Source organism: Massilia sp. LXY-5, from assembly GCF_059801075.1.
Genome location: NZ_JBNNEH010000003.1, coordinates 667991 through 691235, shown reverse-complemented (window position 1 = coordinate 691235; position 23245 = coordinate 667991). Strand labels below are relative to the sequence as shown.

Below are 23245 nucleotides of genomic sequence, written 5' to 3'. Positions count from 1 at the left end.
CTCCTTCTCAAGCAGTCCGTGGATTGAAAGCCAGGTCGCGCGCCATCGCCTGGTACAGGGCGCGTGCCTTGTCGTTGTTGGCTGGAGGAAGCACGACGTCCAGGATCAGATACAGGTCACCCGGCGTACTTGCCGGGATGCCCTTGCCTTTCAGGCGCAGCTTGCGCCCGCTTTGCGAGCCGGCCGGGATCGTCACCTCGACCGTACCCGAAGGCGTCGGCACCGCCACGCTGCCGCCCAGCGCCGCTTCCCAGGGCGTGACCGGCACGTTCTCGTACACGTGCGCACCCTCGACGCGGTAGCGCGGATCGGGCGCGAACTGAATTTCGAGATACAGGTCGCCCGGCCCGGCGCCGCCATGGCCCTCGTGGCCCTGCCCTGCCAGGCGCAGTTGCTGGCCGGGCGTCACGCCGCGCGGGATGTTCACGCTGAGCGTCTTTTCCTGCATCGTGGCGCGGCCCGGCCCCTCGGCCTTCGGCACGCGCAGGCTGACGGTACGCGTCGCGCCGCGGTAGGCGTCGACCAGGTCGATCGTGATGGTGGCATGGATGTCGTCGCCGCGCATCTGGAAACCGCCGCCGCGGCGCCCGCGTCCGGCCTGGGCGAACAGGTCGGCGAAGAAATCGTCGGCGCCGGCGCCGCCGAAATCGAAATGCTCGCTCCAGTCCGGCGGCGGCTGGAACTGCTCGCCGGCATGATGGCCGCGCCCGAGCGCGTCGTAGGCGGCGCGTTTTTCGGCGTCGCCCAGCACATCATAGGCCTCGTTGATTTCTTTGGTTTTCGCGTCCGCGTCCGCGTGCTTGCTGACATCGGGGTGGTATTTGCGCACCATTTTACGGTACGCCTTCTTGATGTCGCCCGCGCTCGCGCCCCTGTCGAGGCCAAGGGTCTGGTAGTAGTCCTTGTATTCCACAGTGCACTCCCGGAAGGTTGAGATGGCAGCCATGCCATGCGCGCAATGGCTGCTATCTCTCCCAGATGGGGATCCACAACATAATTAAAAGTTCCGCGCCTACCCTCTTTACATCGCAGTGAATGATGATAAATTGAACAGGATAACCAATCGTCACTGCGGAGGCGTCGATGGGAAAGCGGATGAGATGGACGGTCTCTATCCTGGGGGGCCTTGTATTGCTTGCCCTGCTCATCGGCGCGGCGGCGCACCTGCTCAGCGCCCGCAAATTGCAGCGGACAATTCAGGTCCAGGTCGCGCCAATCGCGCTGCCCAACGACCCGGCCCGGATCGCGCGTGGCCGCTACCTGTTCAACACCCGCGGCTGCACCGAGTGCCACGGCACGAACGGAGCCGGCAAGACCGTGGTGGACAGCGACGGCATGCTGGTGGTTGCCCCGAACATCACGCGGGGAGCCAACAGTGCGACGAGCCGCTACACCGTCACGGACTGGGTGCGGACGATCCGCCATGGGGTCAAGCCGAACGGCCAGCCGGTCCTCATCATGCCCAGCGAGGATTATGCCCGCCTCACCGATGAGGACACGGGGGCGCTGGTTGCCTACCTCCAGCAACTGCCCCCACAACAGGGCGAGCGCAGGCGTATCGAACTCCCGCTTCCAGTCAAGTTGCTCTACGCCGTAGGGGCGATCAAGGACGCGGCCGAGAAAATCGATCACACGCTTGCGCCGCCGCGCGCGCAGCGCGCCGCGATGACGGCAGAGTACGGCGCTTATGTGGCGCAAGCCTGTGTCGGCTGCCATGGTGCGCAATTCAGTGGCGGCGCCATTCCCGGCGCGCCACCCTCATGGCCGCACGCGGCCAACCTGACACCCGGTCCTGGCAGTGCGATGGCGCGTTATCCCTCGGCCGACAGCTTCGTCACCATGTTGCGTAGCGGCAAGCGGCCGGATGGCAGCCCCATCAGCCCGGTCATGCCCTTCGACTCGTTCAGCCAGATGAACGACGTCGACGCGCGCGCGCTGCACGCCTACCTGGTCACGCTTCCACCAAGGCCGGCTGGTCAGCACTGACAAACCCGGCAGGGGAAAAAATAAAAGCCCTGCGATGTGCGCATCGCAGGGCTGTTGACAGCGGCAAGCTCGTTTGCTTACTTATAGTGGGCCTTCAAGTCCGCCATTGCCGTTTTTTCTTTCGCCTCAGCATCCTTCTTGCAAGCCGATTCTTCAGCGCCCTTCATTTTCTTGCAGGCTGCCTTCGCCGTTTTCTCGTCGGCCTCGATCTGCTTTTTCGCGGCCTTGTACTGCGCACGCGTCATTTTCTCCGTGGTCGTCGTCGTGGTCGCGGTCGCGGTCGCCGGCATCGTCGTGGTGCTCTGGACGGTCGTCGTCTTGGCGGTTGCAGGGGTGGCAGGGGTCGCAGTCGTGGCCGTCTGGCCGGCGGCGAAAGCGGCGCCGGAGATGAGCAACAGCGTGGCGCTTGCAATCTTGAACATCGATTTCATGATTTATCTCCGAATAGTTTTTAAAGGGGCGAGCAAGTGCTCCCTGCCTTAACGCAATTGTTCGCGGCCGCGTTGACACTCAGGCCAAACAAGCCACAACATTGGCAATTCAACAGTAAAATCATGGGTTTCGCCCCTTACCCTGCCCATGACTGTCGCCACCCATCAGCCCGCGCCCTCGCCCGTCCGCACCGAAATCGCCACCCTCTGGAGGCTCTCGTGGCCGATGCTGGTCGGCCAGCTGGCGACCGTCGGCATGGGCGTGGCAGACGTGGCGATGACCGGGCACGTCAGCGCGGCCGAGCTGGCGGCCGTGTCGCTGGGTGCCTCGGTGTGGTCGATCGTGCTGGTGACGGTGATGGGCATCATGATGTCGATAAATACCGTCGTGGCACACGAAATCGGCGGCGGGCGCTACGACAGGATTCCGCATTCGGTGCGCCAGGCACTGTGGAAAGGCGCGGGCGTCGGCCTGGTCGCCTGCCTGGCGACCAACCTGTGCACGCTGCTGTTCGACCATATCGGCATGGACCAGCTTGTCGCCGACCGGGCGTCGATGTTCCTGCATGTCATCAGCCTCGGCATGCCGGCCTTTGCCTGCTACCGCGCGCTGTACGGCTACACGACCAGCATCAACGAAACGAAGCCGATCATGGTGATCGCGATCCTGGGCCTGCTGTTCAATGTCGCCAGCAACTGGCTGCTGGTGTTCGGCAAGGGGGGCTTTCCCCAGCTGGGCGCGGTCGGCTGTGCGGTGTCGACCTCCGTCGGCATGTGGCTGATGCTGATCGCCATGCTGGTGTGGGTGAAAGTGTCTCCCGTCTACCGCATGACCTATCCGTTCACGGGCTGGGAAGGCCCGGACTGGAAGGAGATCCGCACGATGCTGCGCCTGGGCATCCCGATCGGCGTCACGTATTTTGCCGAGGTCAGCGCTTTCGGTTTGATCAGCCTGCTCGTCGCGCGTTTCGGCGTGATCCAGGTCTCGGCACACCAGATCGCGCTGAACTTCGCCTCGCTCGTGTTTATGGTGCCATTGAGCTTCGGCATAGGTTTGCTGACCCGCGTCGGCCAGGCGATGGGCGAAGGCAATCCGGTACGGGCGCAGTTCGTCGCGCGCGTCGGGGTCGGCATGTCGGTCGCCTTCGGCGTGCTGTCGGCGGCCTGCATCGCCCTCTTCCGCTGGGAAATCGCGCGCGCCTACACTTCGGACCCGGCGGTGCAGCAAGCCTGCGTGCACCTGTTGCTGTTCGCGGCCCTGTTCCAGCTGTCGGATGCGACCCAGGTCGCCACCGCCTCGGCGATTCGCGGCTACCAGGTGACGCGTCCGCCGATGATCATCCAGCTGGTCGCTTTCTGGGGCTTCAGCCTGCCGCTGGGCTATATCCTCGGGATCGCGCCAAGCTGGTTCGCCTGGTCGCCCGCCGCGCCGATGGAGACGACAGGCTTCTGGATCGGCCTCGTGCTGGGACTGACGATTGCCGCCGTCCTGCTGAGCTGGTCGATGGAGCGCCTGTCGCGCCAGAGAGTATTGGCGGCATCCCGCTGATACTGTGGTTTTCCCAGGGCGAAGTCAGTGGTATGTACAGCTTTTACCCTGGGACTCTGGTATCGTCTCGTCCGTTGCATAAAGCTAACTTTCAACGAGACAAACAATGCGCCTTCTCCTCTGCCTCCTGGCCGCGTTTGCGGCCGCGCCCGCTTCCGCGGAACGCCTGACGCTCGACCGCATTCACGCGGACCCGTCGCTTGCCGGTCCCGGCGTGAAAAACCTGCGCGTGTCGCCTGACGGCGAGCGTGTGACCTTCCTGCGCGGCCGCGAGGACAACCAGTTCCAGCAGGACCTGTGGGAATACAACATGAAGGACAAGACCACGCACCGCCTGGTCGACTCCAAAAAGCTGGTGCCGAGCGAGAACCTGTCGCTCGAGGAAAAGGCGCGCCGCGAGCGGGCCCGGACCGCCAGCCTGTCCGGCATCCTGACTTACAGCTGGTCGCCCGACGGCAAGCAGCTGCTGGTGCCGATCGCCGGCGATCTCTACCTGGTCGACGTGGCGAAGCCGGATGCGGCGCGCAAGGTGGCATCGGGTAACGTGCTCGATCCGAAGATTTCGCCGAAGGGCCGTTACGTCTCCTTCGTGCGCGACCAGAACCTGGTCGTGATCGACCTGAAAACCGGCGCCGAGCGCCAGCTGACCCAGGACGGCAAGGGTACCGTGCACAACGGCGAAGCCGAGTTCGTGGCGCAGGAAGAAATGGACCAGACGACCGGTTACTACTGGGCGCCGGACGATTCGAGCATTGCTTATAAACGCTACGACGAAGCGCCGGTGCCGGTGGCGCGCCGCTTCGAGATCTTTGCCGACCGCACCGAAGTGATCGACCAGCACTACCCTGCCGCGGGCGACCCGAACGTGCTGGTGGACCTGTTCATCGTGTCTCCGGAAACGGGCGTCTCGCGCAAGGTCGACATCGGCGCAGAGAAAGATATTTACCTGGTGCGCGCCGACTGGAGCGCGGACAGCAAGACCCTGGTCTACCAGCGCCAGACGCGCGACCAGAAGCGCCTCGACCTGGTCGCCGTGAACGCCGCCACCCTGGCCCAGCGTCCGCTGCTTACCGAGACCTCGAAAACCTGGGTCAGCATCCACAACGACCTGCACTTCCTGAAGAACCGCCAGGCCTTCATCTGGGCGTCCGAGCGCAGCGGCCGCAACCACCTGTATCTCTACGACCTGAACGGCAAGCTGCTGAACCCGATCTCGAGCGGCGAATGGGGCATCGACGACGTGCTGGCCGTGGACGAGGCCGCCGGCAAGGTGTATGTGTCGTCGAACAAGGATGCCGTCATCGACAAGCAAACCTATGCACTGGCGCTGAACGGCAGCACGGCCGGCAAGCCTGCACGCATCACCGCCGGCGACGGCTGGCACGAGGCGAAGTTCGCCAACAACGGCAAGATTTTCGTCGACACGTATTCGAGCCCGACGACCCCGCCGCAAGTGTCGATCCGCAAGGCCGACGGCGCGATGGTGCAATGGCTCGAGCACAATGAACTGAACGCCAGCCACCCGTTCGCAAAGTACATGCCCGACCTGCTGCCGACCGAATTCGGCACCATCAAGGCCAAGGATGGCCAGACCCTGTACTACTCGATGATCAAGCCGGCCGGTTTCGATGCGACGAAGAAATATCCGGTCTTCCTGTTCACCTACGGCGGCCCGCACTCGCAGCGTGTGACCCGTACCTGGGGCAATTATTTTGACCAGTACATGGCGCAGCAGGGCTTCGTGGTGTTCCGCCTCGATAACCGCGGTTCGAGCCGCCGCGAACGCGCGTTCACCGACGTCATCTATAACAACCTGGGCAAGAACGAAGTCGAAGACCAGGTCACCGGCATCGACTGGCTGGGCCAGCAAAGCTTCGTCGATCCGAAGCGCGTGGGCGTGTTCGGCTGGAGCTATGGCGGCTTCATGACCCTGCGCCTGCTGGCGGCAGCCTCGGACAAGATCGCAATGGGCGTGTCGGTGGCGCCGGTCACCGACTGGGCGCTGTACGACACCCACTACACCGAGCAGTTCGTCGGCGGCACGCCGAAGTCGGACCCGGACGCCTACGCCCGCAGCGGCGTGTTCGCGCACCTGGACGGCCTGAAGTCGCCGCTGCTGCTGGTGCACGGCATGGCCGACGACAACGTCCTGTTCAGCAATACGACGCGCCTGATCGACGAACTGGTCAAGCGCAACGTGCAGTTCGAGCTGATGACCTATCCGGGCGCCAAGCACGGGATCTCGGGCCGCAGCAGCCAGCGCCACGTGTATGGCCTGATCGAATCCTTCTTCAAGAAAAACCTGGGCGGTACCGCGGCGAAGTAAGCCGACATCAACCGAAACAGGCCGGACACCGCAGTGGTGCCCGGCCTTTTTTGCGTCTTGTTAGCTCAACAGTTGCTTCTGAATCCACACAATTTCTGACAACTCAACAAAAAGTCAACTAAATTGTTGCAGATAAGAGACATTTAAAAAAATATTTTTGGCGATACATTTGCCCTCAAATGCATTGTTTTCCTAGGAGAATTGTGAATTCTGTACTCGACAGTACAGGATCTTGTAACAATTTATGTCCCCCCGGAATTAATTCCTCAAGGTATTCTCCGTGTTCCTGATCTAGCGACACGCTTTGAAGCGACACCGCTCCACCTGAGGACACACTAATGCAAGCCAACCGTAACAGCTCCACCCGTCTCTCCCTCGCCCTCACCGCCGTCGTCCTGGGTGCCGCCATCGCGGCCCCGGCCTCGGCCGCTACCCGCAGCGTCGGCTATGGCAAGACCTACGCGACGCCGTGCAAGGCCTTTGCCGCCGCCGCCGCAGGCGACGTTATCGAAATCCAGGCCGGCACCTACACTGGCGACGTCTGCTATATCGCGCCAAGCAACCTGACCATCCGCGGCGTCAATGGCCGTCCAAAGATCGCGGCTGGCGGCAAGAGCGCCGGCGGCAAGGCGATCTGGGTCGTCAGCGGCAACAACATCACGATCGACAACGTCGAAATGTATGGCGCCAAAGTGGTGGACAAGAACGGCGCCGCGCTGCGCCTGGAAGGCACCAACTTCACGATGCGTAACTCGTTCCTGCACGACAACGAGAACGGCATCCTGAGCGGCGTGAACACCGCCAGCACCATCGTCCTCGAGAACAACGAGTTCGGCCACAACGGCTACGGCGACGGCTACAGCCACAACGTGTACATCGGCAAGGCCGGCAAGCTGACCTTCCGCTACAACTACTCGCACGACGCCAACGTCGGCCACAACCTGAAGACGCGCGCGCTGTACAACACCATCGCCTACAACCGCTTCTCGAGCCTGCGTAGCGGCGAAACCGGCAGCACTGCCGCCGGCAAGCCGAGCTACGAGATCGACGTGCCAAACGGCGGAACGACCTTCATCATCGGCAACGTGATCATGCAGCCAGTCGGCGGCAACAATCCGAACATCGTTGCTTACGGCGAAGAAGGCGTGAGCGGTTATGCAACCGACCTCTACGTTGTGAACAATACCTTCATCAACGACGAAAGTTCGCGCGGCTATTTCGTGATGGTGGGCGGCGGCGTGACCACCCCGGCTAAACTGATCAATAACCTGTTCAGCGGCTATGGCCCGATGAGCACGCAGGCATCCTCGATCAAGACGGCGAACTACCAGGCACTGTCGGTGGGCTTCGTCAACAAGGCCGCCTACGACCTGCGTCCGCTGGCGAACTCGCTGATCGTCAACGCCGGTGTGGCGCCTGGCAACTCGACAAACGGCTCGTCGCTCAACGCCGCCGCCAGCTACAAGCACAGCGCGTCGGGCATCAACCGTACCATGCTCGGTACGAAGAACGACATCGGCGCCTACGAAGTTCAGTAAGCACCATTCGGTATCGCTATAAAAAAGGCCCCGGCGTGAAAACGCCGGGGCCTTTTTTCGTTCGCTGCCTGCCGCGCGAAGGCGGCCACGGCATCAGTTGGTGGCGTCTTTCAGGTTTTCCTTGACGTCACCATACTTCTCTTGCGTCTTGCCTTCGACCTGGTTCTTCAGGCCCTTGACCTGCTGCTCGGGATTGCCGACCAGCTTGCCGGCTTCTTCCTGAATCTTGCCACCGATGTCTTGCAGTTTGCCTTCGACTTGGTCCTTGTTCATGATGATCTCCTTGCTGGTGAGTTAAGGCGCGGTCGGATGACGGCGCGATGGGTTCAGATTACGCTCCCGTACGGCTGCCTTCCGTGCGTGCCTTCACATAGCTCGGCAATATCTTGTGCCGCTGAGGGCGCACGCCCTGCCCTTCAAAAAATAAAGGCGCTGTTCGCGTTAAGTGTGGAATATGCCGATTGCCGCTCGCAGCAAAGCCTCCGGCGTCTTGACGCGAGCGCCGTCGAGCGCCCAGCGCCAGCCGAGATAGTTGCCGAGGTAACGGCTGGCAATCCCGCGAAATGGCTGCAGCCAGCCGCGCAGGCGGCTGTGATAGGCGTTCACGTTCTGGACGTGGATCGCGCCGCGCACCCGGATTCCCGCCTGCAAGTTCACCGTTTGGTGGGTGATACCGGCTTCGCGTGCGAAATGCCGGTAGGCCGCATGGGCGTCCGTCACCAGCAACACGTCCGGCTCCAGTCGCACTTTCAAATGATCGTGCAATTGCGCCCGCGTCACCGGCCCCTTGCCGGGGACCCAGTCGAGCGTCTGGCCGGTCCGGTCGCGTGCGACCAGGATGCACATCTGCTCGTTCGAAATGCCGCGTTTTGTCGCTTTGCCGCCGCGCTTGCGTGGAGGTCGATCGAGCGAGCGGGAACCTTTGTGTGATTCGAGCACATACATCTCGTCGGCCTCGGCGATCCCGGCCAGGCGCTGGGGCCGGTCGTTTTGAGTGAGCGCGAGAAAGCGGTGGCGCCAGCGAAAGCTGGTGGCGCTGGCAACGCCGAGCTGGGCGGCGCTGCGCCGGATGCTGTGCGAGTCGAGCATGCCGCCCAGGTAATCGAGCCAGCGCCCTTTGTGGCGCAGGCGCGCCAGCGGCGTGCCCGTGAGCGCGTTGCAGGTCCTCCCGCAAGCGCGGCAACGAAAGCGTTGAAGGCCGTTGGCGCGGCCGTGCTTGTGAAACTGCTGCGCGCCGCAACCGGGACAGGCAAGTCGGGGCGCGCTCGCCTGCTCGATGACGTCCACCGTCCGATCGCGCTTGACCGTTGGCAGCAGCAGGCCGAGCAAACGTTCGCGCTGGCGCCGGGTCAGCGCGGCCAGGTTCTTCAGGAAATGCTCGAACTTGCGTGCCTGCATCCGAACCTCCTCTCAGGTGAAGTCTCATTTGGACCTCAGCCGTTCAAGAAAATTCCACACTTAACGCGAACAGCGCCAAAATAAAAGCCGCGACGAATCGCGGCTTGTTTTCCAAAGACCGGGAAATCAGCGGTTACCCTTGACGATATCCTTCACGTCGCCCACTTTTTCCTGCACCTTGCCTTCGGCCTGGTTAGACAATCCCTCGGACTGCTGCTGGCGGCTGCCGACAGCTTCACCGACCTTTTCCTGAATCTTGCCGCCGATGTCCTTGGCCTTGCCTTTGATCTGGTCCTGGTTCATGGTAATCCTCTTCGGTTGAAAGCGAAGCCCCACCTTATGCCTGATTGTCACGCATCTCTGTTCGCTGGTTAACATTTGGCTTACGCCACAAACTCGCCAGCCAGGACTGCTGTTCGCGCGGCAGGCCCGGCGGACGGTAGTAATGATGCAGTGGAGTAAATCCCGCCGCCACCAGGAAGCCTTCCCAGGTCGGGTAATCGTAATAGCTGCCGTAGCGCGCCCCGTTCCACCCCTCCTCGTTGTGCCCGCGCGGGTTCGAGCTGAACAGCACGCCGCCCGGTTTCAGGCCGACGTACAGCGCCGCCAGCACCTCGGGCAATGCCGCGCTCGGCACGTGGAAGAGCGAGGCGTTGGCGAAGATGCCGTCGAAGAAGGCAGGCGGCAAGTCCAGGTGCAGGAAATCCTGGCGCCAGACCTCGCACCCGCTGTACCCGGCCGCCATGGCGACGAATTCGGCCGAGCCGTCGAGCCCTATCGCGCGGTGCCCGCGCTCCCTGAAGGTTTTTAAATCGCGCCCCGGGCCGCAGCCCAGGTCGAGCAGCGTATAGGGCGCCGGCGCCTCGATCGCGTCCAGCAGCGCGCCGATGTTCTGGCTGACGTCGTGGCCGATGGTGCCGGCAAAGAACCCGCGCGCATTGCGTTCGTAATGCGCGAGGGTGCGTCGGGAGATGTCGTCGAGGCTATCGGTCATGGCTTACCAGATCTTCACACGCTCCTGCGGCGCCAGGTAGAGCTCCTGCCCCGGCTTGACGTCGAAGGCCTTGTACCAGGCGTCCAGGTTGCGCACGATATAGGTACGGTACTGGGCCGGTGCATGGCCGTCGGTCAGCACGCCGCGGCGCAGCGAGGCTTCGCGCGCCTTGCTGCGCCAGCCCTGGGCAAAGCCGCGGAAGAAGTCCTTGTCCGCCTCAGAACTCTTGCCCGAGGCCGTGGTCTTGAAGGCGTCGTAGGCCGCCTCCAGCCCGGCCAGGTCGGCCAGGTTTTCGCTCAGCGTCAGCTGGCCGTTGACGGCCAGGTCCGGGAAGGGTTTATAGGCGTTATATTGCGCGACCAGCTTGGCCGACGCAGTCTTGAAATGCTCCAGGTCCTCTTTCGTCCACCAGTCGCGCAGGCGGCCCTGGGCGTCGAACTGGGCGCCCTGGTCGTCGAAGCTGTGGCTGATCTCGTGGCCGATGATCGAGCCGATCGCGCCGTAGTTGGCGGCGTCGGACGCCTTCGGGTCGAAGAACGGCGGCTGCAGGATGGCGGCCGGGAAGTTCAGTGCATTCTGCAGCGGCAAGTTCACGGCATTCACCAGTTGCGGCGGCATCGCCCATTCGGTGCGGTCCGGCTTGCGCTTGAGTTTCGCCAGTTCCTGCCGGTAGTGGTATTCCTCGGCGCGGATCGCATTGCCGAAGGCGTCGCCGGCGACGATGCGCAGGCCGTCATACGATTTCCACTTCTCCGGATAGCCGATGCCGACATACAGGGACTTCACTTTTGCCTGGGCCTGGGCGCGGGTGGCCGGCGCCATCCAGTCGAGCTTGTCGATGCGGCGGCTGAAGGCGTCGATGATGTTCCCCACCATTTGCTGCACGCGTGCCTTGTTTTCGGCCGGGAAATAACGGGCGACATACACCTTGCCCACGGCTTCGTCCATCGCGGCATTGGTGGCGCCCAGTGCGCGTTTCCAGCGTGCCGACTGCTGCGGTGTGCCGGACAAGGTCTTGCCGTTGAATTCGAAACGCTGGTCGGCGAAGGCCTTCGGCAGCAGGCTGGCGTACTGGTTCAGCTTGTGGAAAGCGAGATAGTCGCGCCAGGTGGCGACGTCGGCATCGGCCAGCAGCTTGGCCGCGCCCGTGATCGCAGTCGGGTGGTAGACCTGGAAGCGGTCCTGGCCGGACATGCCGGCCGCCTTGAAGAAGGCGCTCCAGTCGATGCCCGGGGCCTTGGCCGCGAAGTCCTTCAGGGTCCAGACATTGTTCGACTTCTGGATGTTCGCCGAATCCTCGCGCGTGGCATGGGTCTGCGCCAGCGCCAGCTCGAGTTCGAACACGCGCGCGGCGCGCTCGTCGGTCCTGTCCATTCCGGCCAGTTTCAGCATGGCGGCGATGTGCTGCTGGTACTTGGTACGCAGCTCGGCCATGCGCGCATTGTTTTCCAGGTAGTAGGCACGGTCCGGCAGGCCGAGGCCGCCCTGCAGCACATACGGCAGGTTGCGCGAGGAATCGGTCAGGCCCTGCGCGATCCACAGGCCGAACAGGTTTTCGGTGAAGAAATTGGTGGCGTTTAGCGGGTCGACGTCGGCGCGGATCGAGCCGCCGAGGGCGCGCACCAGGGCCGCCTTGTCCTTGATGCCGGCGATCGCACCCAGCATCGGCTTGATCGGCGCCAGGCCGCGCTTCTCGATGCCGGCCTCGTCCATGTAGGCGGCGTAGAAGTCGGCCACCTTGCGCGCTTCGCCGCTCGTCTTCTTGTCGGCGCCCAATTCCTCGATCAACTTCGCGATGCGGGTATTCGTATCCTCGGCCAGGGCGCCCATTGCGCTCCAGGAACCGCGGTCGGCCGGGATCTCGGTCTTCGCCAGCCAGTCGCCATTGGCCCAGGTAAAGAAATCGTCGCCGGGCAGCACGGTCATGTTCGCGCTCTTGGCGGGCGCGGGTTTTTCGATCGGCGCCTTGACTTGCGCTTCCTGGGCGGCGGCAAGGCCGTGTGCGAAGCTGCCGCCACAGAGGGCGAGGACGACGGCGGTCTTGGTGAGGGTCCAACGAGTCTTCATGCTTTTCCTTTGCTTATCAACGATATCTGCAACAATCATTATTGGGCTGCCTGGAGCGCAACCCCCACTTGCGGCAGCAGGCGCGCCTTTTGCGCGGCGCGCACGCGGATGCCATTGCCCACCCGACGGGCTTCGACCAGCGCGTCCGGGCCGAAGTTCTGGCCGATATACTGCTCCATCATATCCGCATGACGCGGGTCGGACGATCCGGCGACCACCGAAGCGAGCGCGCGGTTGCGGCCGACGGCGTCGGCACTCTTGAGCAAGGCGTCGCGGTGGGCCAGGGCGAACTCCCAGGCCTGGTCCGGATGCTCGCGTCCGACGCCGGCCACGATGAGGGTGGACAGGTTGGCCGGCACCTGCGGCGACACCGCCATGTTCAGCGCGTTCGCGGCCAGGGCCGGATCCTGCACCAGGGTCAGCGCACGGCCGAAGCGGTTGCGTTCCTCGTCGGTACCGGCGGTGGCCGCGAGCCTGGCCAGCGCAGCATAGGTGGCGGGATCGGCGTAGCGGCCCACGGTGACGACGACGAAATCGAGCATGTCGGGGCTGATCGAGGCCGGGTCCGCCTGGAACCGGGCGAAGCGCTGGCGCGCCTCCCGGATCGCGCGCTCGTCGCCGGCGCGCGCCAGGGTCGTTGCCAGCAGCACGCGCAATTGCCGGTCTTCACTCGATTCGCCGGGTTTTGGTTCCCAGCCCAGTTTGTCGAACTTCGGCTGCACCAGGCTGCGAATGAAGCCGCGAATCAGCGCCTGCTCGGGCGCACCGCGGGCGAGCCTGTCCAGCGAGCCAAGGTTCGACAGGATCGATTCCCAGACGGCCAGGCGCGGCTCGTCGCGGTATTGCGCCGCCAGGCGCGTATAGTTGTCGAGCGGCATGCGTCCGGCCGACACCAGACTCCAGGCATCGAGCAGCAGCTTCAAACGCGTCGGATCGGGCAGGCGCGCGGCATTGTTCGCCAATGCATCGAAGCTGGCGCGGTCGTACTGGATGCGGAAGAAGCCGACGCTGTAGGGATCGACCACCAGCGTACCCTCGCAGCCGCCCTGCGTGAAGGTGGTGCTGCGGTTCGCCAGCAGCGTGTACCAGGCCTTGCCGTTGACGGTGCCGACTTGCAGCGGCACGCTCCACAGCCGCCCTTCCGGCGCAGGCTCATCCAGGCGGAACTGTTCCTGCGACAAGGTCACCTGGCGCTTGCCGTCGACGCAGGCCTGGCTCACCGAGACCAGGGGGTAGCCCGGCTGAGCGGTCCAGTCGGCCGCGAGCTTGCTCACCGGCTTGCCGGAGGCCTTTTCGATCGCCGCCCACAGGTCGGCGCTCGTGGTATTCGAATAGGCGTGCCTGGCCATGTAAGCACGGATGCCCTTGCGGAACTGGTCTTCGCCGACATAGGCTTCCAGCATGCGCAGGAAGCCCTGGCCTTTGACATAGGTAATGGAATCGAAGGCGCTCGCGGCCTGCTCTTCGTTGTCGATGCGGGTCTGGATCGGGTGCGTGGTCTTGCGCGCATCCAGGTTGAGCACGCCCTCGCGCTCGGCGATGCCGTCGAGGTAAGGACGCCATTCCGGGTGGAAGTGTTCGGTGGCCTTGGCAGCCATCCAGGAGGCGAAGCCTTCGTTCAGCCACAGGTTGTCCCACCAGGCCATGGTGACGAGGTTGCCGAACCACTGGTGCGCCACTTCGTGGGCGTTCACCCCGAAAGTCAGCTTCTTCGTGTCTTCCGTGCTCTTTTTCGGATCGTAGAGGAGCGTGGCTTCGTTGTAGACGATGCCACCCCAGTTTTCCATTGCACCATTGAAGCCGCCTGGAATCGCGATCTGGTCGAGCTTGGCGAGCGGATACGGCACGCCGAAGTAATTGTTGTAGTAGCGCAGCAGATCCTGCGTGGCCTGCAGGGGGAAAGCTGTCGAGCCGAGCTTGCCGGCGGTGGTCACCACGCCGATCTCGACGCCGTCCTGGCGCGCCGCCACGCGTTCCATTTCGCCCGCCACCAGCACCACCAGGTAGCTCGGCATTTTCGGCGTCGGCGCAAACGCGATGCGCTGCAGGCCGTTGCCCAACTTTTCCTGCTTCTCGACCGCGGTATTCGAATACGCCTTGAAGCTGGCCGGGACGTCGACCGTCAGCTTGAAGCGCGCGCGGAATGCAGGTTCGTCCCAGGTCGGCAGCATGCGCCGGGCGTCGGACGGTTCCATCGTGGTGGCGATCAGTTTTTTATCGAGCCCGCCGGCCTTGTAGCCGACCTGGAACAGGCCGCGTCCTTCGCGATTGATCTGCCCGGAAAAGCGCAGGCCGAGCAGGTAGCGTCCCGGTGCCAGCGGCGCGTCGAGTTCGAAGGCCAGGGTTTCCTGTTTCTCGTCGAGGATGGGCGCAAGGATGCGTTCGGGCAGGCCGCGGCCAGTCAGCGTGGCGCCCTCGATTTGCAAATTCGCGGCATTCAGGACGATGCGTTTCGTCGGTCGCAGGACCTCGATTTCGACGCGCTGCTCGCCCTTGAAGGTGTCGGCTGCGATGTCGGGCACCAGATGGGCGTCGTACAGCAGCGGGATCACGTCCTTCGGCAGCTTGCCGGGGGTGTCCGCGAACGCAAACGGGGCTTCGGCGCGGGCCGCGGTGACGGCCAGCGCCAGCGCAACGGCGCCAAATGCTCGGTGATGTCTCATCATTTCCTCTCTTGCTCTCTTATTATGTTGGTGGCGCGCCTGGCGCAGCAACCCAGCACGCACTCTAAGGGAAGCGGAAAAACGGAGACTGCGGAATGCGACAGACGGCGAAAACAGGCGCTGGAATGCAAAAACCCGGCAATACGGCGCGCCCTTGTCGAAGCGGTGAAAAAAAATTCAATTCTTTTTGCAAACAGCCCTAAAGTTCCGGCCTGCTCTGCCGTAAAAGGAGGACAACCGGTAATCCGGCCGAAAAAAATTGTCGCGGTGTCCACATGACCTCCAACGAAGTCCTCGCTATGTACGAAAATATTGCTGGCCTGACGGGCAAGATGGCCGCGGCGGCGCAATCGGGTGACTGGACGGGTTTCGACAGCCTGCAGGTGCAATGCGCCGTACAGGCGAGCGCGACGGCAAGCGGTGTGCCGGCCCTGGATGGCGCCAAGCGCCTGCGCAAGATCGACCTGCTGAAGCAGATCATGGCCAACGACCGCGCCGTGCGCGACGTGACCGAACCCTGGATGGGCCAGCTGGACCGCGCGATGCGCGCGCACTGAGCCGCCCTCCCCCGTCTTCAAAAAAGCGCCTGCGGGCGCTTTTTTCATGCCCGGCATAACAACACGCACAAACAAAAAGGCGCCCGAAGGCGCCTTTTGCTACGGACGGGGTCCGTATGAATTCGGAGAGCAACACCAGGAAACCCGGTGCTGCCTCTTTTGCCGGTTGCATCCGGCGTCCGCTGCCGCTGTTGGCAGGCTGACCGCTTCCGAAACAGGCGCCTTGCGGCGTACTTCCGTGTCTCGCGCCACGCTATCGGTGGTGGCTGCGCGGACTCCGTTTCGTTTTGTGGTTTTGATAACCAACGAGCCCAGTATAGCGCAAATATGCCGCTTGTGTAGACCAATTGTGCGCGGCTTATTCTGGCCGGGAAACTACCTCGGTCAGGACGGGTTCGTCGCCCGCTGCGGCGGCATCGGGGGCCGCGTCCTTCCCGCGATTCGGCATCAGGCGCGCCTTCACGGCCGCCATGAAATGCGGCTTCGGTTCGCCCGCAACTGCGCTCTCCTTGCCCGCTTTCGGCAACCTGGCCGGCTTGTGCGCGGCCGGGATCTTGCCGAAGCCGGCACGCTTGCGGCGCGCCAGCAGGGCCAGCACCAGCCCGGCAAGCGCGGCAATGCCCGCGACCGCGCCGCCGATCAGCAGCCACGGGGTCTCGGGCTCCGGCGGTTCGACCTTCTTCGGCTTGCGCTGGATGCGGGGCGCGCCCTTCGGTGCGTCCTTCTCGGCCTCCTTCGCCGCCGGGGCGGGAACAGGCTGGTGGACCGCGGCAGGCGTCCCGGCGCTGTGCGCCTTGGCGGGCGCGCCCTGCAGTGTTTTGACTTTGTCCTCGAGCCTGGCCAGGTCATGGCGCAGCGCGGCGTTTTTTTCGCCAAGCGCCACGCAGGCATCCAGGTGTTCGGTCGACGGCTGCGGCGCGCAGCTCGGCGCCTGCGCAGCCGCCTCAGGAACCGGCTTCGGCGCAGCGACCGGTTTTTTGGTGGGCGCCACCTTTGCCACCAGCTTCGCAGCTGCCTTGCGCCGGACCGGCGCCGCTTCCACGTATTCCTCGCCCGTCTGCAGGGCCGCGGCCGGACGCGCAACGGCAGCCGGCGTGCGTGCCGGAACAGGAAGTGGCGCCGGCTCGGCCTGCGCTTTCGGTGCCTCAGGCACGGGCGGCGGCGCCGGACTCGGGTCCGGCGTCAGCCACAGGGTCACCAGGCGCACGTTGCGCTGGCCGCCATCGAGCAGTTCCAGGTAGATGTGCAGGTGGCGGCTCTCTACCGGCTTGAGCGAGGTCAGATGCAGGAACTGGCGGCCGTCGCGGCGCATCACAGTCATGTTGAGGCTGGAGAGCACAGCCGGCATGGCGATGTTCGCGCCCCGGTAGACGTCCGGGTTGGCCACTCGTACCGCTACCTGCCTGCCCGGGTCGTCGAGCAGGGTCAGCTCGACGTCGGCGACGAGCGCCTGCCCGAGATGCGAACGCACCTGGGCCTCGCCCAGTTCGGCCGCATGGCCGGCGCCCGCCGTCACAGCGGCGGCAAGCAGGAATGTCGACAGGATGGTGTGTGTGCGCAGCGCCATGGCAGGAAGAATTTGTAGCCTAAGCGTAATTAACGGGTGTTCGGATACACTCTTTAGCTCCAGCCCGCAAATAACAGGAAACCCTATGGAAAACCGGATAGAAAAAGACAGTTTCGGCCCGATCGAGGTTCCGGCCGGCCATCTCTGGGGCGCGCAGACCCAGCGTTCCCTGCACCACTTCCACATTTCGACCGAACGCATGGCGCCGGAACTGGTGGCTGCGCTGGCCCAGGTCAAGCGCGCCGCCGCAGCGGTGAACCGCTCGCTCGGCAAGCTGCCGCGCGACAAGGCCGACGCCATCATCGCCGCCGCCGACGAAGTGCTCGCGGGGCGCTATCCGGACGAGTTTCCGCTGGCCGTCTGGCAGACCGGTTCCGGCACCCAGAGCAACATGAACATGAACGAGGTGCTGGCCAACCGCGCCTCCGAGATCATGGGCGGCGAACGCGGCGAAGCGCGCCTGCTGCACCCGAACGACCACGTCAACATGGGCCAGTCCTCGAACGACATCTTCCCGACCGCGATGCACGTGGCGGCCGCGCTGGCGGTCTCGAAAGAGGTGCTGCCTGCGCTGGCGCGCCTGCGCGGCACGCTGACGGTCAAGTCGCGCGACTTCGCCGACATCGTCAAGATCGGCCGCACCCACTTGCAGGACGCCACGCCCCTGACCCTCGGCCAGGAATTTTCCGGCTATGTCGCCCAGCTCGAGTTCGCCGAGCAGGCCATCCGCGCTTCCCTGCCCGGCCTGCTGTTGCTGGCGGCCGGGGGGACGGCGGTCGGCACCGGCCTCAACGCTCATCCCGAGTTCGCCCCGCGCATCGCCGCCGAACTCGGTTCGCGCACCGGCCTGGCATTCAAGACGGCGCCCAACAAGTTCATGGCCCTGGCCGGGCACGACGCACTGGTGTCAAGCCACGGCGCCTTCAAAACCCTGGCCACCGCCCTCATGAAGATCGCCAACGACGTGCGCTGGATGGCCTCCGGTCCGCGCTCGGGCCTGGGGGAAATCACGATTCCGGAAAACGAGCCGGGCAGCTCGATCATGCCGGGCAAGGTCAATCCGACCCAGTGCGAAGCGCTGACGATGTTGTGCTGCCAGGTGTTCGGCAACGACGTTGCGCTGACGATCGGCGCCTCGCAGGGCAATTTCGAGCTGAACGTGTTCAAGCCGATGATCGCCCACAATTTCCTGCAGAGCGCGCGGCTGCTGGCGGACGGCATGCGCTCGTTCGAGGAGCACTGTGCCAAGGGCATCGAACCGAACCGCGCCCGGATCGGCGAACTGATGGAACGCTCGCTGATGCTGGTGACCGCGCTGGCGCCCCACATCGGGTATGATGCCGCCGCGCAGATCGCCAAGCACGCGCAGCACGAGGGCATCACGCTGCGCGAGGCGGCCCGGCAATCGGGTCATGTCAGCGAGGAACAGTTCGACCAGTGGATCGTTCCGATCGACATGACGCGTCCTGATCCGGAATAAGCACTCCCTGCGGCTGAAGCTGGGCTTGCTGCGACCCTGTCGAGGCAAGCCCAAGCGTGCGCCCCACAATTTAACCCAAGTATATTATGCAAAACACAACTTTCGAACTGACATCCGAGTTCGTCGAACTCAACCAGCTGCTGAAACTGGTCGGCCTGTGCGATAGCGGCGGCGCCGGCAAGAACATCGTGGCCAGTGGCGTGGTGTCGGTCGACGGCAAGAAAGAACTGCGCAAGACCGCAAAGATCCGCACCGGCCAGACCGTGACCGTGGGCGACGTGCGGATCGCGGTTCGGTAGGCGGGACTGCCGGCCTCTACGGCACACGTTTGCGCGCAGACAAACGCGACCGGTAGTCCTTGTTTATATTTTAAGTGCGCCTGACTTCCCTACGGGGCAAGGCGCACTGAAACGTGATCAATCGGCTTGAGGTGAATGCCATGGAAACCCCGGAAAAAAATCCGCAAACGCAGGAACGGCTGATCGGCGATCTGCGCCTCGTCATCGAGAATGCGGAAGAACTGCTGAAGAACACGGATCAATACACGAGCGTCCTCTATCAGAACGCGCGCGCCAAGCTGGCCATGGCCCTGAACGCGGCCAACGAAGAACTCGAGCGCTTCGAAGACGCGCAGCTCAATCGCATGATGGAAGCGACGCGCCAGGCCACCGAGCGCTGCGGCAGCCTGAGCGGCGAAGAGCGGATCCTGCGCGCTTTCCATTGAATGCACGGCGGCGCCAGGCTGGCGCCGCTGCCGACATGCGGTGCGAGATCTCTACGGTTGCACCGCGTGGGCGCGAGAGCCGTTCGTGGCCCGGCCCACCCTACAAACCCATCAGGCAGTGGTATTGATCTTGTTGCCGAGGTGAGCCGGCAGGTTCTGCGGCGGCTGGATGCCGTCGAGGATCTGGGTCATGGTCGACTTCTGCATGTCCTGCTGCTTCTTGAGCATGGTCATGCCGACGTCCTCCTTGGTGCCGGTCTCGGCGATGGTGGTAGATAGCCTGGCGATGGCGAGGACGTCCATATCGGTCTCCTGTTGAGGGTTATCCTTCCTTAACGGCTTGTTCTATGGAAACTTTAGCCCTGGCCGCCATCCATCCGGTGAGCCAGCACAAGACATCCCCGGGCGCATTCAGGTCCAGCCAGGCCCGGCCCGCGTCGGCGGGCGCCGGACCGTCGGAGGCCACGGCCACCACCAGCGCATCGTCCGGATACAGCGGCGCGCGCCCGAGCGCGGGACGCCAGACCTCGAGCTTCGGCAGCGGCTCCCATTTATAACCTTCGACCAGGGTCAGGTCGGCTGGCGCCAGGCGCGCCAACTGTTCGGCCAGCGGCGGTTCGGCCTCCCCGCGCAGTTCGCGCAGGATGGCATAGCGGTAGGGAGAGGCGATCATCACCTCGGCCGCGCCCGCCATGCGCAGGCGCGCGCTGTCCTTGTGCGGCGGCTCGAGTTCGATGTCGTGGTGGCTGTGCTTGACCACGTTCACGCGCAAGCCGCGCGCGGCCAGCTGGGCAACGAGGAATTCGAGCAGCGTGGTCTTGCCGCTGCCCGACCAGCCGACCACGGCCAGCACGACGGGCGCCGCGCCGGAATCAATAAGCGACACGGTAGCGGGTGCCCCGGTAATTCATGACGGCATATTTCGGCATCAGGCGCTCGAGGACCAGGCCGGGGGCCAGCTCTTCTCCTTCGCGGCGCAGCATTTTATCGACCAGCAGCAGGCGATCGGCCGGGTTGGGCGAGTAGATGTAGCCGCCCACCGCCACCTTCGGCACTTCGCGCTGGATGGCCTCGGGCAGCTGCTGCAGCGTACGCAGGTTTTCTTCCTGAATCGGATCGGGCGCACGGGTGGGCGGCGGTGCAGGCGGCGTCGGTGCCGGCAGGTAGACCGCCTCGGGCGCCGGATCACGCGCGGCGGCCGGAGCCGGAGCCGGCGCCCGGCGTGGTTTGGTGTCTGCCGGCGGTGGCGCCGCCGGCGTGGCAGCGGCAACCGGCTCGCTCCTCCGCCTGGCAGGCTGCACGGCCGGCGCCGGGACCGGAACCGCACTCGCAGGCAGTGCTTCCGGCACAGGCGCAGGCGCGGCAACCGGTGCCGCGGCCGGCTCCTTCGAGGCCGCCGGCGCGGCGGCTGGCGCAGGCGCCGCCGGCCCCGCCTCGTTACGCGCCAGCACGGCAGGCTGTCCCGCCGGCGTCTTCGCCCGCCACACGAGCCCGGCCGCGATACCCGCGACCAGCACGCCCACGCCCAGGCCGATCAGCAGCGGCTTGCGGTTCACCGCGGCGGACGCGGCCGGAACCGGAACCGGCGCCGGCGTATGGATGTCGGGCGCATTGCCCAGCTGGCGTTCGGCTTGCGCCTTTTTGAGTGCTTCGAGAATGTACGACATTTAGTGTCCCGTCCCGGCGGCGAGCAGGCGTGGCTCGGCGACCCCGGTCAGCTGGTTGAGGCGCATGTAGGTGCGGGGGCCGGCCACGCCGTCCGCCTTCAGGTTCTGCTTCGACTGGAATGCACGCAATAACTGCCCGATGCGTGCATCGAAGGGCTGCTGCGCGGCCGGCGCCGTGACGCCGCCGAGCTGGGCCAGGCGCGCAGCGAGCCAGTCCACGTCCGTCCCCTGGTCCCCGGGCGCCAGGTTGTCGCGGAAGGCGCGCGGCATTTTCCAGAAGGTCGTGTACTCGCCGGTGAAGCGCGCCACCAGGGCGGCGAGCTCGACTTTTTCGCGCTTGCCGTCGGCGAGCAGGGTCACGCTGCGCTCGTCCATCCCGGCCAGCACGGCATAGCTGGTGCTACGTCCGTCGCGCAGGGTAATGACGGCCGGACGGTCGAGCTGGCGCAATTCGTAGATGCCGCCGCGGCCCGTATGGCAGCGCAGGTCGAGGCGGAACGCGACCTGGCAGGGTTCGCCCGCTGGAAGCGTTGCGCCCCACAGGCTCGCCAGGCTGCGCAGGGCCGGGGCTTCGTCGGCGTGCCCCTGGGGCAAGGCGGCTGCGGGCGCAGGCGCAGGCGCAGATGCAGGCGCAGGTGCAGGCAAGGCCTGCGCAATCCTTCCCTTCTTGCCGGCAGTCGGCGCCGCGACTGGCGCCGTCGTATGCGGCAATACCTGCCACGCGGCCGCACTGAGCGCCGCGCCCGCCAGCAGCCCGCCCGCCACCAGCGGCCAGCGCGCCTTGCGCGCCGGGGCCGTGGTTTCGCCCGTAAACACTTCCTCGGCCGCCTTGCGCAGGATGGTGCGCGTCACCTCGCGGCTGTTTTCGACATAGGCACCCAGCAGCGCGCGGTCGCACAGCAGGTTGATGCGGCGCGGCACGCCCTGCGTGATGCGGTGGATCGCCGGCACGATCGATGCGGGGAACACCGGCCCGCCCTGCGCGCCCGCGACCGCCATCCGGTGCGCGATATAGGCACCCGTCTCGGGCTCGGACAGCGGCCCCAGGTGGTAGCGCGCGATCACGCGCTGCGCCAGTTGTTCCAGCTCGGGACGCGCCAGCATCGTGCGCAGCTCCGGCTGGCCGATCAGGATGATTTGCAGCAGCTTGCGCTCGCTCGTCTCCAGGTTCGTCAGCAGGCGCAATTGTTCGAGAACCTCGGGCGCCAGGTTCTGGGCTTCGTCGATGACGAGCACGTTGTTCATGCCCTGCGCGTGCGAGGCCAGCAGATAGGCGTTGATCGCGTCGACATAGCCCTTCACGCCCTGTCCGCTGCCCGGCGCAGCGATGCGGAACTCTTCGCAGACCGATTGCAGCAGTTCGCCCACGGTCAGTTTCGGGTTGAAGATATAGGCGAGCCGGCAGTTCTCCGGGATCTGCTCGATGAAGCAGCGGCAGACCGTGGTCTTGCCGGCGCCGATCTCGCCGGTCAGCAGCACGAAGCCGCCGCCGCTGTTGATGCCGTACAGCAGGTGGGCCAGCGCTTCGCGGTGGCGCTCGCTCATGAACAGGTAGCGCGGGTCGGGGGCGATCGAGAACGGCGCCTGCTTCAGGTTGAAGAAATTGGTGTACATCAGAACTGGCGGCCTGGCGGGAGAGGTTTATATCTCGCGCAGTATATTTTGGATTTGCCTTTGTGATAAGCGATGACGCTGCCCGGGTTCGATACCCGCAATGGATATTGCGACATATCGGCCGTTTTATGGCGTATGCCGACGGCCGCGTGGATGGCCTCTTCCAGCTCTTCCGGCTTGCTGTCGACCACGGCCGCGATGAAGGCCATCGGATTGCTGTCGTCGCTGACCATGATGTCCTGCACCTGCTTGCCCCATAAGCTGGCCTCGCCCTTGAACCAGAAGGCGCCGCCCTCGTGCTTGTAGGAAGGACCGAGGGCGGTGCTCAGCCAGGAATGGAAATACTTGTTGTCGAGCTGGCTGCGGCACAGCAGCGCATTCCCGATCACGGGGCCGAAGGTCGAGGGCAGCGCCTGGGCCGCACTCATACTCACACTGCAGGCGAGCGCCAGCAGCACGCCTGCAGTGTGAGCGTAAGTGCGGCGCGTGCGCGTCACAGCTTCGACAGCCAGGCGCGATTGGCGGCGATTTTCGCCTTGGCCGATGCCGGCAAGGCCTCATAGCAGCCGGGATGCTGCTTCAGGGCCCCCTCGCGCACCTCTTTCTCGAGGCCATTCACGATAAACACATAAACGGTGGCGCCCTCGCTGTTCTTGCGCGTGCCCATGTAACGAATCACTTGTT

23 protein-coding genes are annotated in these 23245 nt (G+C 64.6%); 8 read left to right on the top strand and 15 right to left on the bottom strand.

Annotated elements, in window-relative coordinates; all coding sequences use genetic code 11:
- Positions 1 to 7 precede the first annotated feature (7 nt).
- Positions 8 to 913 (bottom strand): DnaJ C-terminal domain-containing protein, encoded by a 906-nt coding sequence (locus ACI48I_RS12035; RefSeq protein WP_193686660.1) that lies wholly within the window; start codon positions 911 to 913, stop codon positions 8 to 10.
- Positions 914 to 1131: 218 nt separating this feature from the next.
- Between ACI48I_RS12035 and ACI48I_RS12030 the strand changes: the two genes are divergently transcribed.
- Positions 1132 to 1986, top strand: coding sequence for a c-type cytochrome (locus tag ACI48I_RS12030; RefSeq protein ID WP_227496543.1), 855 nt, complete (start codon positions 1132 to 1134; stop codon positions 1984 to 1986).
- A gap of 77 nt (positions 1987 to 2063) precedes the next feature.
- On the opposite strand, the gene ACI48I_RS12025 is transcribed toward ACI48I_RS12030, so the two are convergent.
- Positions 2064 to 2417: a hypothetical protein gene (locus ACI48I_RS12025; protein ID WP_193686662.1), complete on the bottom strand. Its 354-nt coding sequence runs from the start codon at positions 2415 to 2417 to the stop codon at positions 2064 to 2066.
- Between the two features lie 148 nt (positions 2418 to 2565).
- Here ACI48I_RS12025 and ACI48I_RS12020 point away from each other — a divergent pair, with 148 nt between their 5' ends.
- The 3 genes from ACI48I_RS12020 (at position 2566) to ACI48I_RS12010 (ending at position 7830) form a co-directional block, all read left to right on the top strand.
- Complete coding sequence (locus ACI48I_RS12020) at positions 2566 to 3966, top strand: MATE family efflux transporter (RefSeq protein WP_498574299.1); 1401 nt, start codon at positions 2566 to 2568, stop codon at positions 3964 to 3966.
- Between the two features lie 106 nt (positions 3967 to 4072).
- On the top strand, positions 4073 to 6292 hold the full coding sequence (locus tag ACI48I_RS12015) for a S9 family peptidase (protein WP_498574298.1): 2220 nt from the start codon (positions 4073 to 4075) through the stop codon (positions 6290 to 6292).
- Between the two features lie 338 nt (positions 6293 to 6630).
- Entirely contained in the window at positions 6631 to 7830 is a 1200-nt protein-coding gene (locus ACI48I_RS12010; protein ID WP_227496544.1) for a right-handed parallel beta-helix repeat-containing protein, read from the top strand.
- Between the two features lie 93 nt (positions 7831 to 7923).
- Here ACI48I_RS12010 and ACI48I_RS12005 read toward each other — a convergent pair whose 3' ends face one another.
- The 6 genes from ACI48I_RS12005 to ACI48I_RS11980 all read right to left on the bottom strand — a co-directional run bounded on the left by ACI48I_RS12005 (position 7924) and on the right by ACI48I_RS11980 (position 14955).
- Complete coding sequence (locus ACI48I_RS12005) at positions 7924 to 8103, bottom strand: CsbD family protein (protein WP_193686665.1); 180 nt, start codon at positions 8101 to 8103, stop codon at positions 7924 to 7926.
- Between the two features lie 168 nt (positions 8104 to 8271).
- The gene (locus ACI48I_RS12000) at positions 8272 to 9228 is read right to left on the bottom strand and encodes an IS1595 family transposase (RefSeq protein WP_193686666.1); all 957 of its coding nucleotides are present in this window, start codon (positions 9226 to 9228) and stop codon (positions 8272 to 8274) included.
- Positions 9229 to 9354: 126 nt separating this feature from the next.
- Entirely contained in the window at positions 9355 to 9531 is a 177-nt protein-coding gene (locus ACI48I_RS11995) for a CsbD family protein (RefSeq protein ID WP_193686668.1), read from the bottom strand.
- A 34-nt stretch (positions 9532 to 9565) separates the two neighbouring features.
- Positions 9566 to 10222, bottom strand: a complete 657-nt coding sequence (locus ACI48I_RS11990; protein WP_498574297.1) for a class I SAM-dependent methyltransferase — start codon at positions 10220 to 10222, stop codon at positions 9566 to 9568.
- Positions 10223 to 10225: 3 nt separating this feature from the next.
- Positions 10226 to 12289 carry a M13 family metallopeptidase gene (locus ACI48I_RS11985; RefSeq protein ID WP_498574296.1) on the bottom strand — a complete coding sequence of 688 codons (2064 nt, stop codon included), beginning with the start codon at positions 12287 to 12289 and terminating at the stop codon, positions 10226 to 10228.
- A gap of 38 nt (positions 12290 to 12327) precedes the next feature.
- Positions 12328 to 14955, bottom strand: coding sequence for a M1 family metallopeptidase (locus ACI48I_RS11980; RefSeq protein WP_498574295.1), 2628 nt, complete (start codon positions 14953 to 14955; stop codon positions 12328 to 12330).
- Between the two features lie 272 nt (positions 14956 to 15227).
- Between ACI48I_RS11980 and ACI48I_RS11975 the strand changes: the two genes are divergently transcribed.
- Positions 15228 to 15509: a flagellar protein FliT gene (locus ACI48I_RS11975; protein WP_193686672.1), complete on the top strand. Its 282-nt coding sequence runs from the start codon at positions 15228 to 15230 to the stop codon at positions 15507 to 15509.
- Between the two features lie 358 nt (positions 15510 to 15867).
- Here ACI48I_RS11975 and ACI48I_RS11970 read toward each other — a convergent pair whose 3' ends face one another.
- Complete coding sequence (locus ACI48I_RS11970) at positions 15868 to 17076, bottom strand: FimV/HubP-related protein (protein WP_498574294.1); 1209 nt, start codon at positions 17074 to 17076, stop codon at positions 15868 to 15870.
- Positions 17077 to 17161: 85 nt separating this feature from the next.
- Here ACI48I_RS11970 and fumC point away from each other — a divergent pair, with 85 nt between their 5' ends.
- From fumC to ACI48I_RS11955, 3 genes are all read left to right on the top strand, one after another.
- Positions 17162 to 18556, top strand: coding sequence for a class II fumarate hydratase (gene fumC, locus ACI48I_RS11965; protein ID WP_193686674.1), 1395 nt, complete (start codon positions 17162 to 17164; stop codon positions 18554 to 18556).
- An 86-nt stretch (positions 18557 to 18642) separates the two neighbouring features.
- The gene (locus ACI48I_RS11960) at positions 18643 to 18855 is read left to right on the top strand and encodes an RNA-binding S4 domain-containing protein (protein ID WP_193686675.1); all 213 of its coding nucleotides are present in this window, start codon (positions 18643 to 18645) and stop codon (positions 18853 to 18855) included.
- A gap of 140 nt (positions 18856 to 18995) precedes the next feature.
- Positions 18996 to 19280, top strand: a complete 285-nt coding sequence (locus ACI48I_RS11955; protein ID WP_193686676.1) for a DUF883 domain-containing protein — start codon at positions 18996 to 18998, stop codon at positions 19278 to 19280.
- Positions 19281 to 19391: 111 nt separating this feature from the next.
- Here ACI48I_RS11955 and ACI48I_RS11950 read toward each other — a convergent pair whose 3' ends face one another.
- From ACI48I_RS11950 to ACI48I_RS11925, 6 genes are all read right to left on the bottom strand, one after another.
- Entirely contained in the window at positions 19392 to 19583 is a 192-nt protein-coding gene (locus ACI48I_RS11950) for a YjfB family protein (RefSeq protein ID WP_498574293.1), read from the bottom strand.
- A gap of 19 nt (positions 19584 to 19602) precedes the next feature.
- Positions 19603 to 20166 (bottom strand): molybdopterin-guanine dinucleotide biosynthesis protein B, encoded by a 564-nt coding sequence (mobB, locus tag ACI48I_RS11945; RefSeq protein ID WP_498574292.1) that lies wholly within the window; start codon positions 20164 to 20166, stop codon positions 19603 to 19605.
- Positions 20153 to 20947: a general secretion pathway protein GspB gene (locus ACI48I_RS11940; protein WP_193686678.1), complete on the bottom strand. Its 795-nt coding sequence runs from the start codon at positions 20945 to 20947 to the stop codon at positions 20153 to 20155. The genes mobB and ACI48I_RS11940 overlap by 14 nt, the downstream gene beginning before the upstream one ends.
- On the bottom strand, positions 20948 to 22561 hold the full coding sequence (locus ACI48I_RS11935) for an ExeA family protein (RefSeq protein ID WP_498574291.1): 1614 nt from the start codon (positions 22559 to 22561) through the stop codon (positions 20948 to 20950).
- Complete coding sequence (locus ACI48I_RS11930; protein WP_498574290.1) at positions 22561 to 22989, bottom strand: hypothetical protein; 429 nt, start codon at positions 22987 to 22989, stop codon at positions 22561 to 22563. Before ACI48I_RS11930 ends, ACI48I_RS11935 begins: the two co-directional genes overlap by 1 nt.
- Before the next feature lie 65 nt (positions 22990 to 23054).
- The gene (locus ACI48I_RS11925) at positions 23055 to 23240 is read right to left on the bottom strand and encodes a hypothetical protein (protein WP_498574289.1); all 186 of its coding nucleotides are present in this window, start codon (positions 23238 to 23240) and stop codon (positions 23055 to 23057) included.
- Between the last annotated feature and the right edge of the window lie 5 nt (positions 23241 to 23245).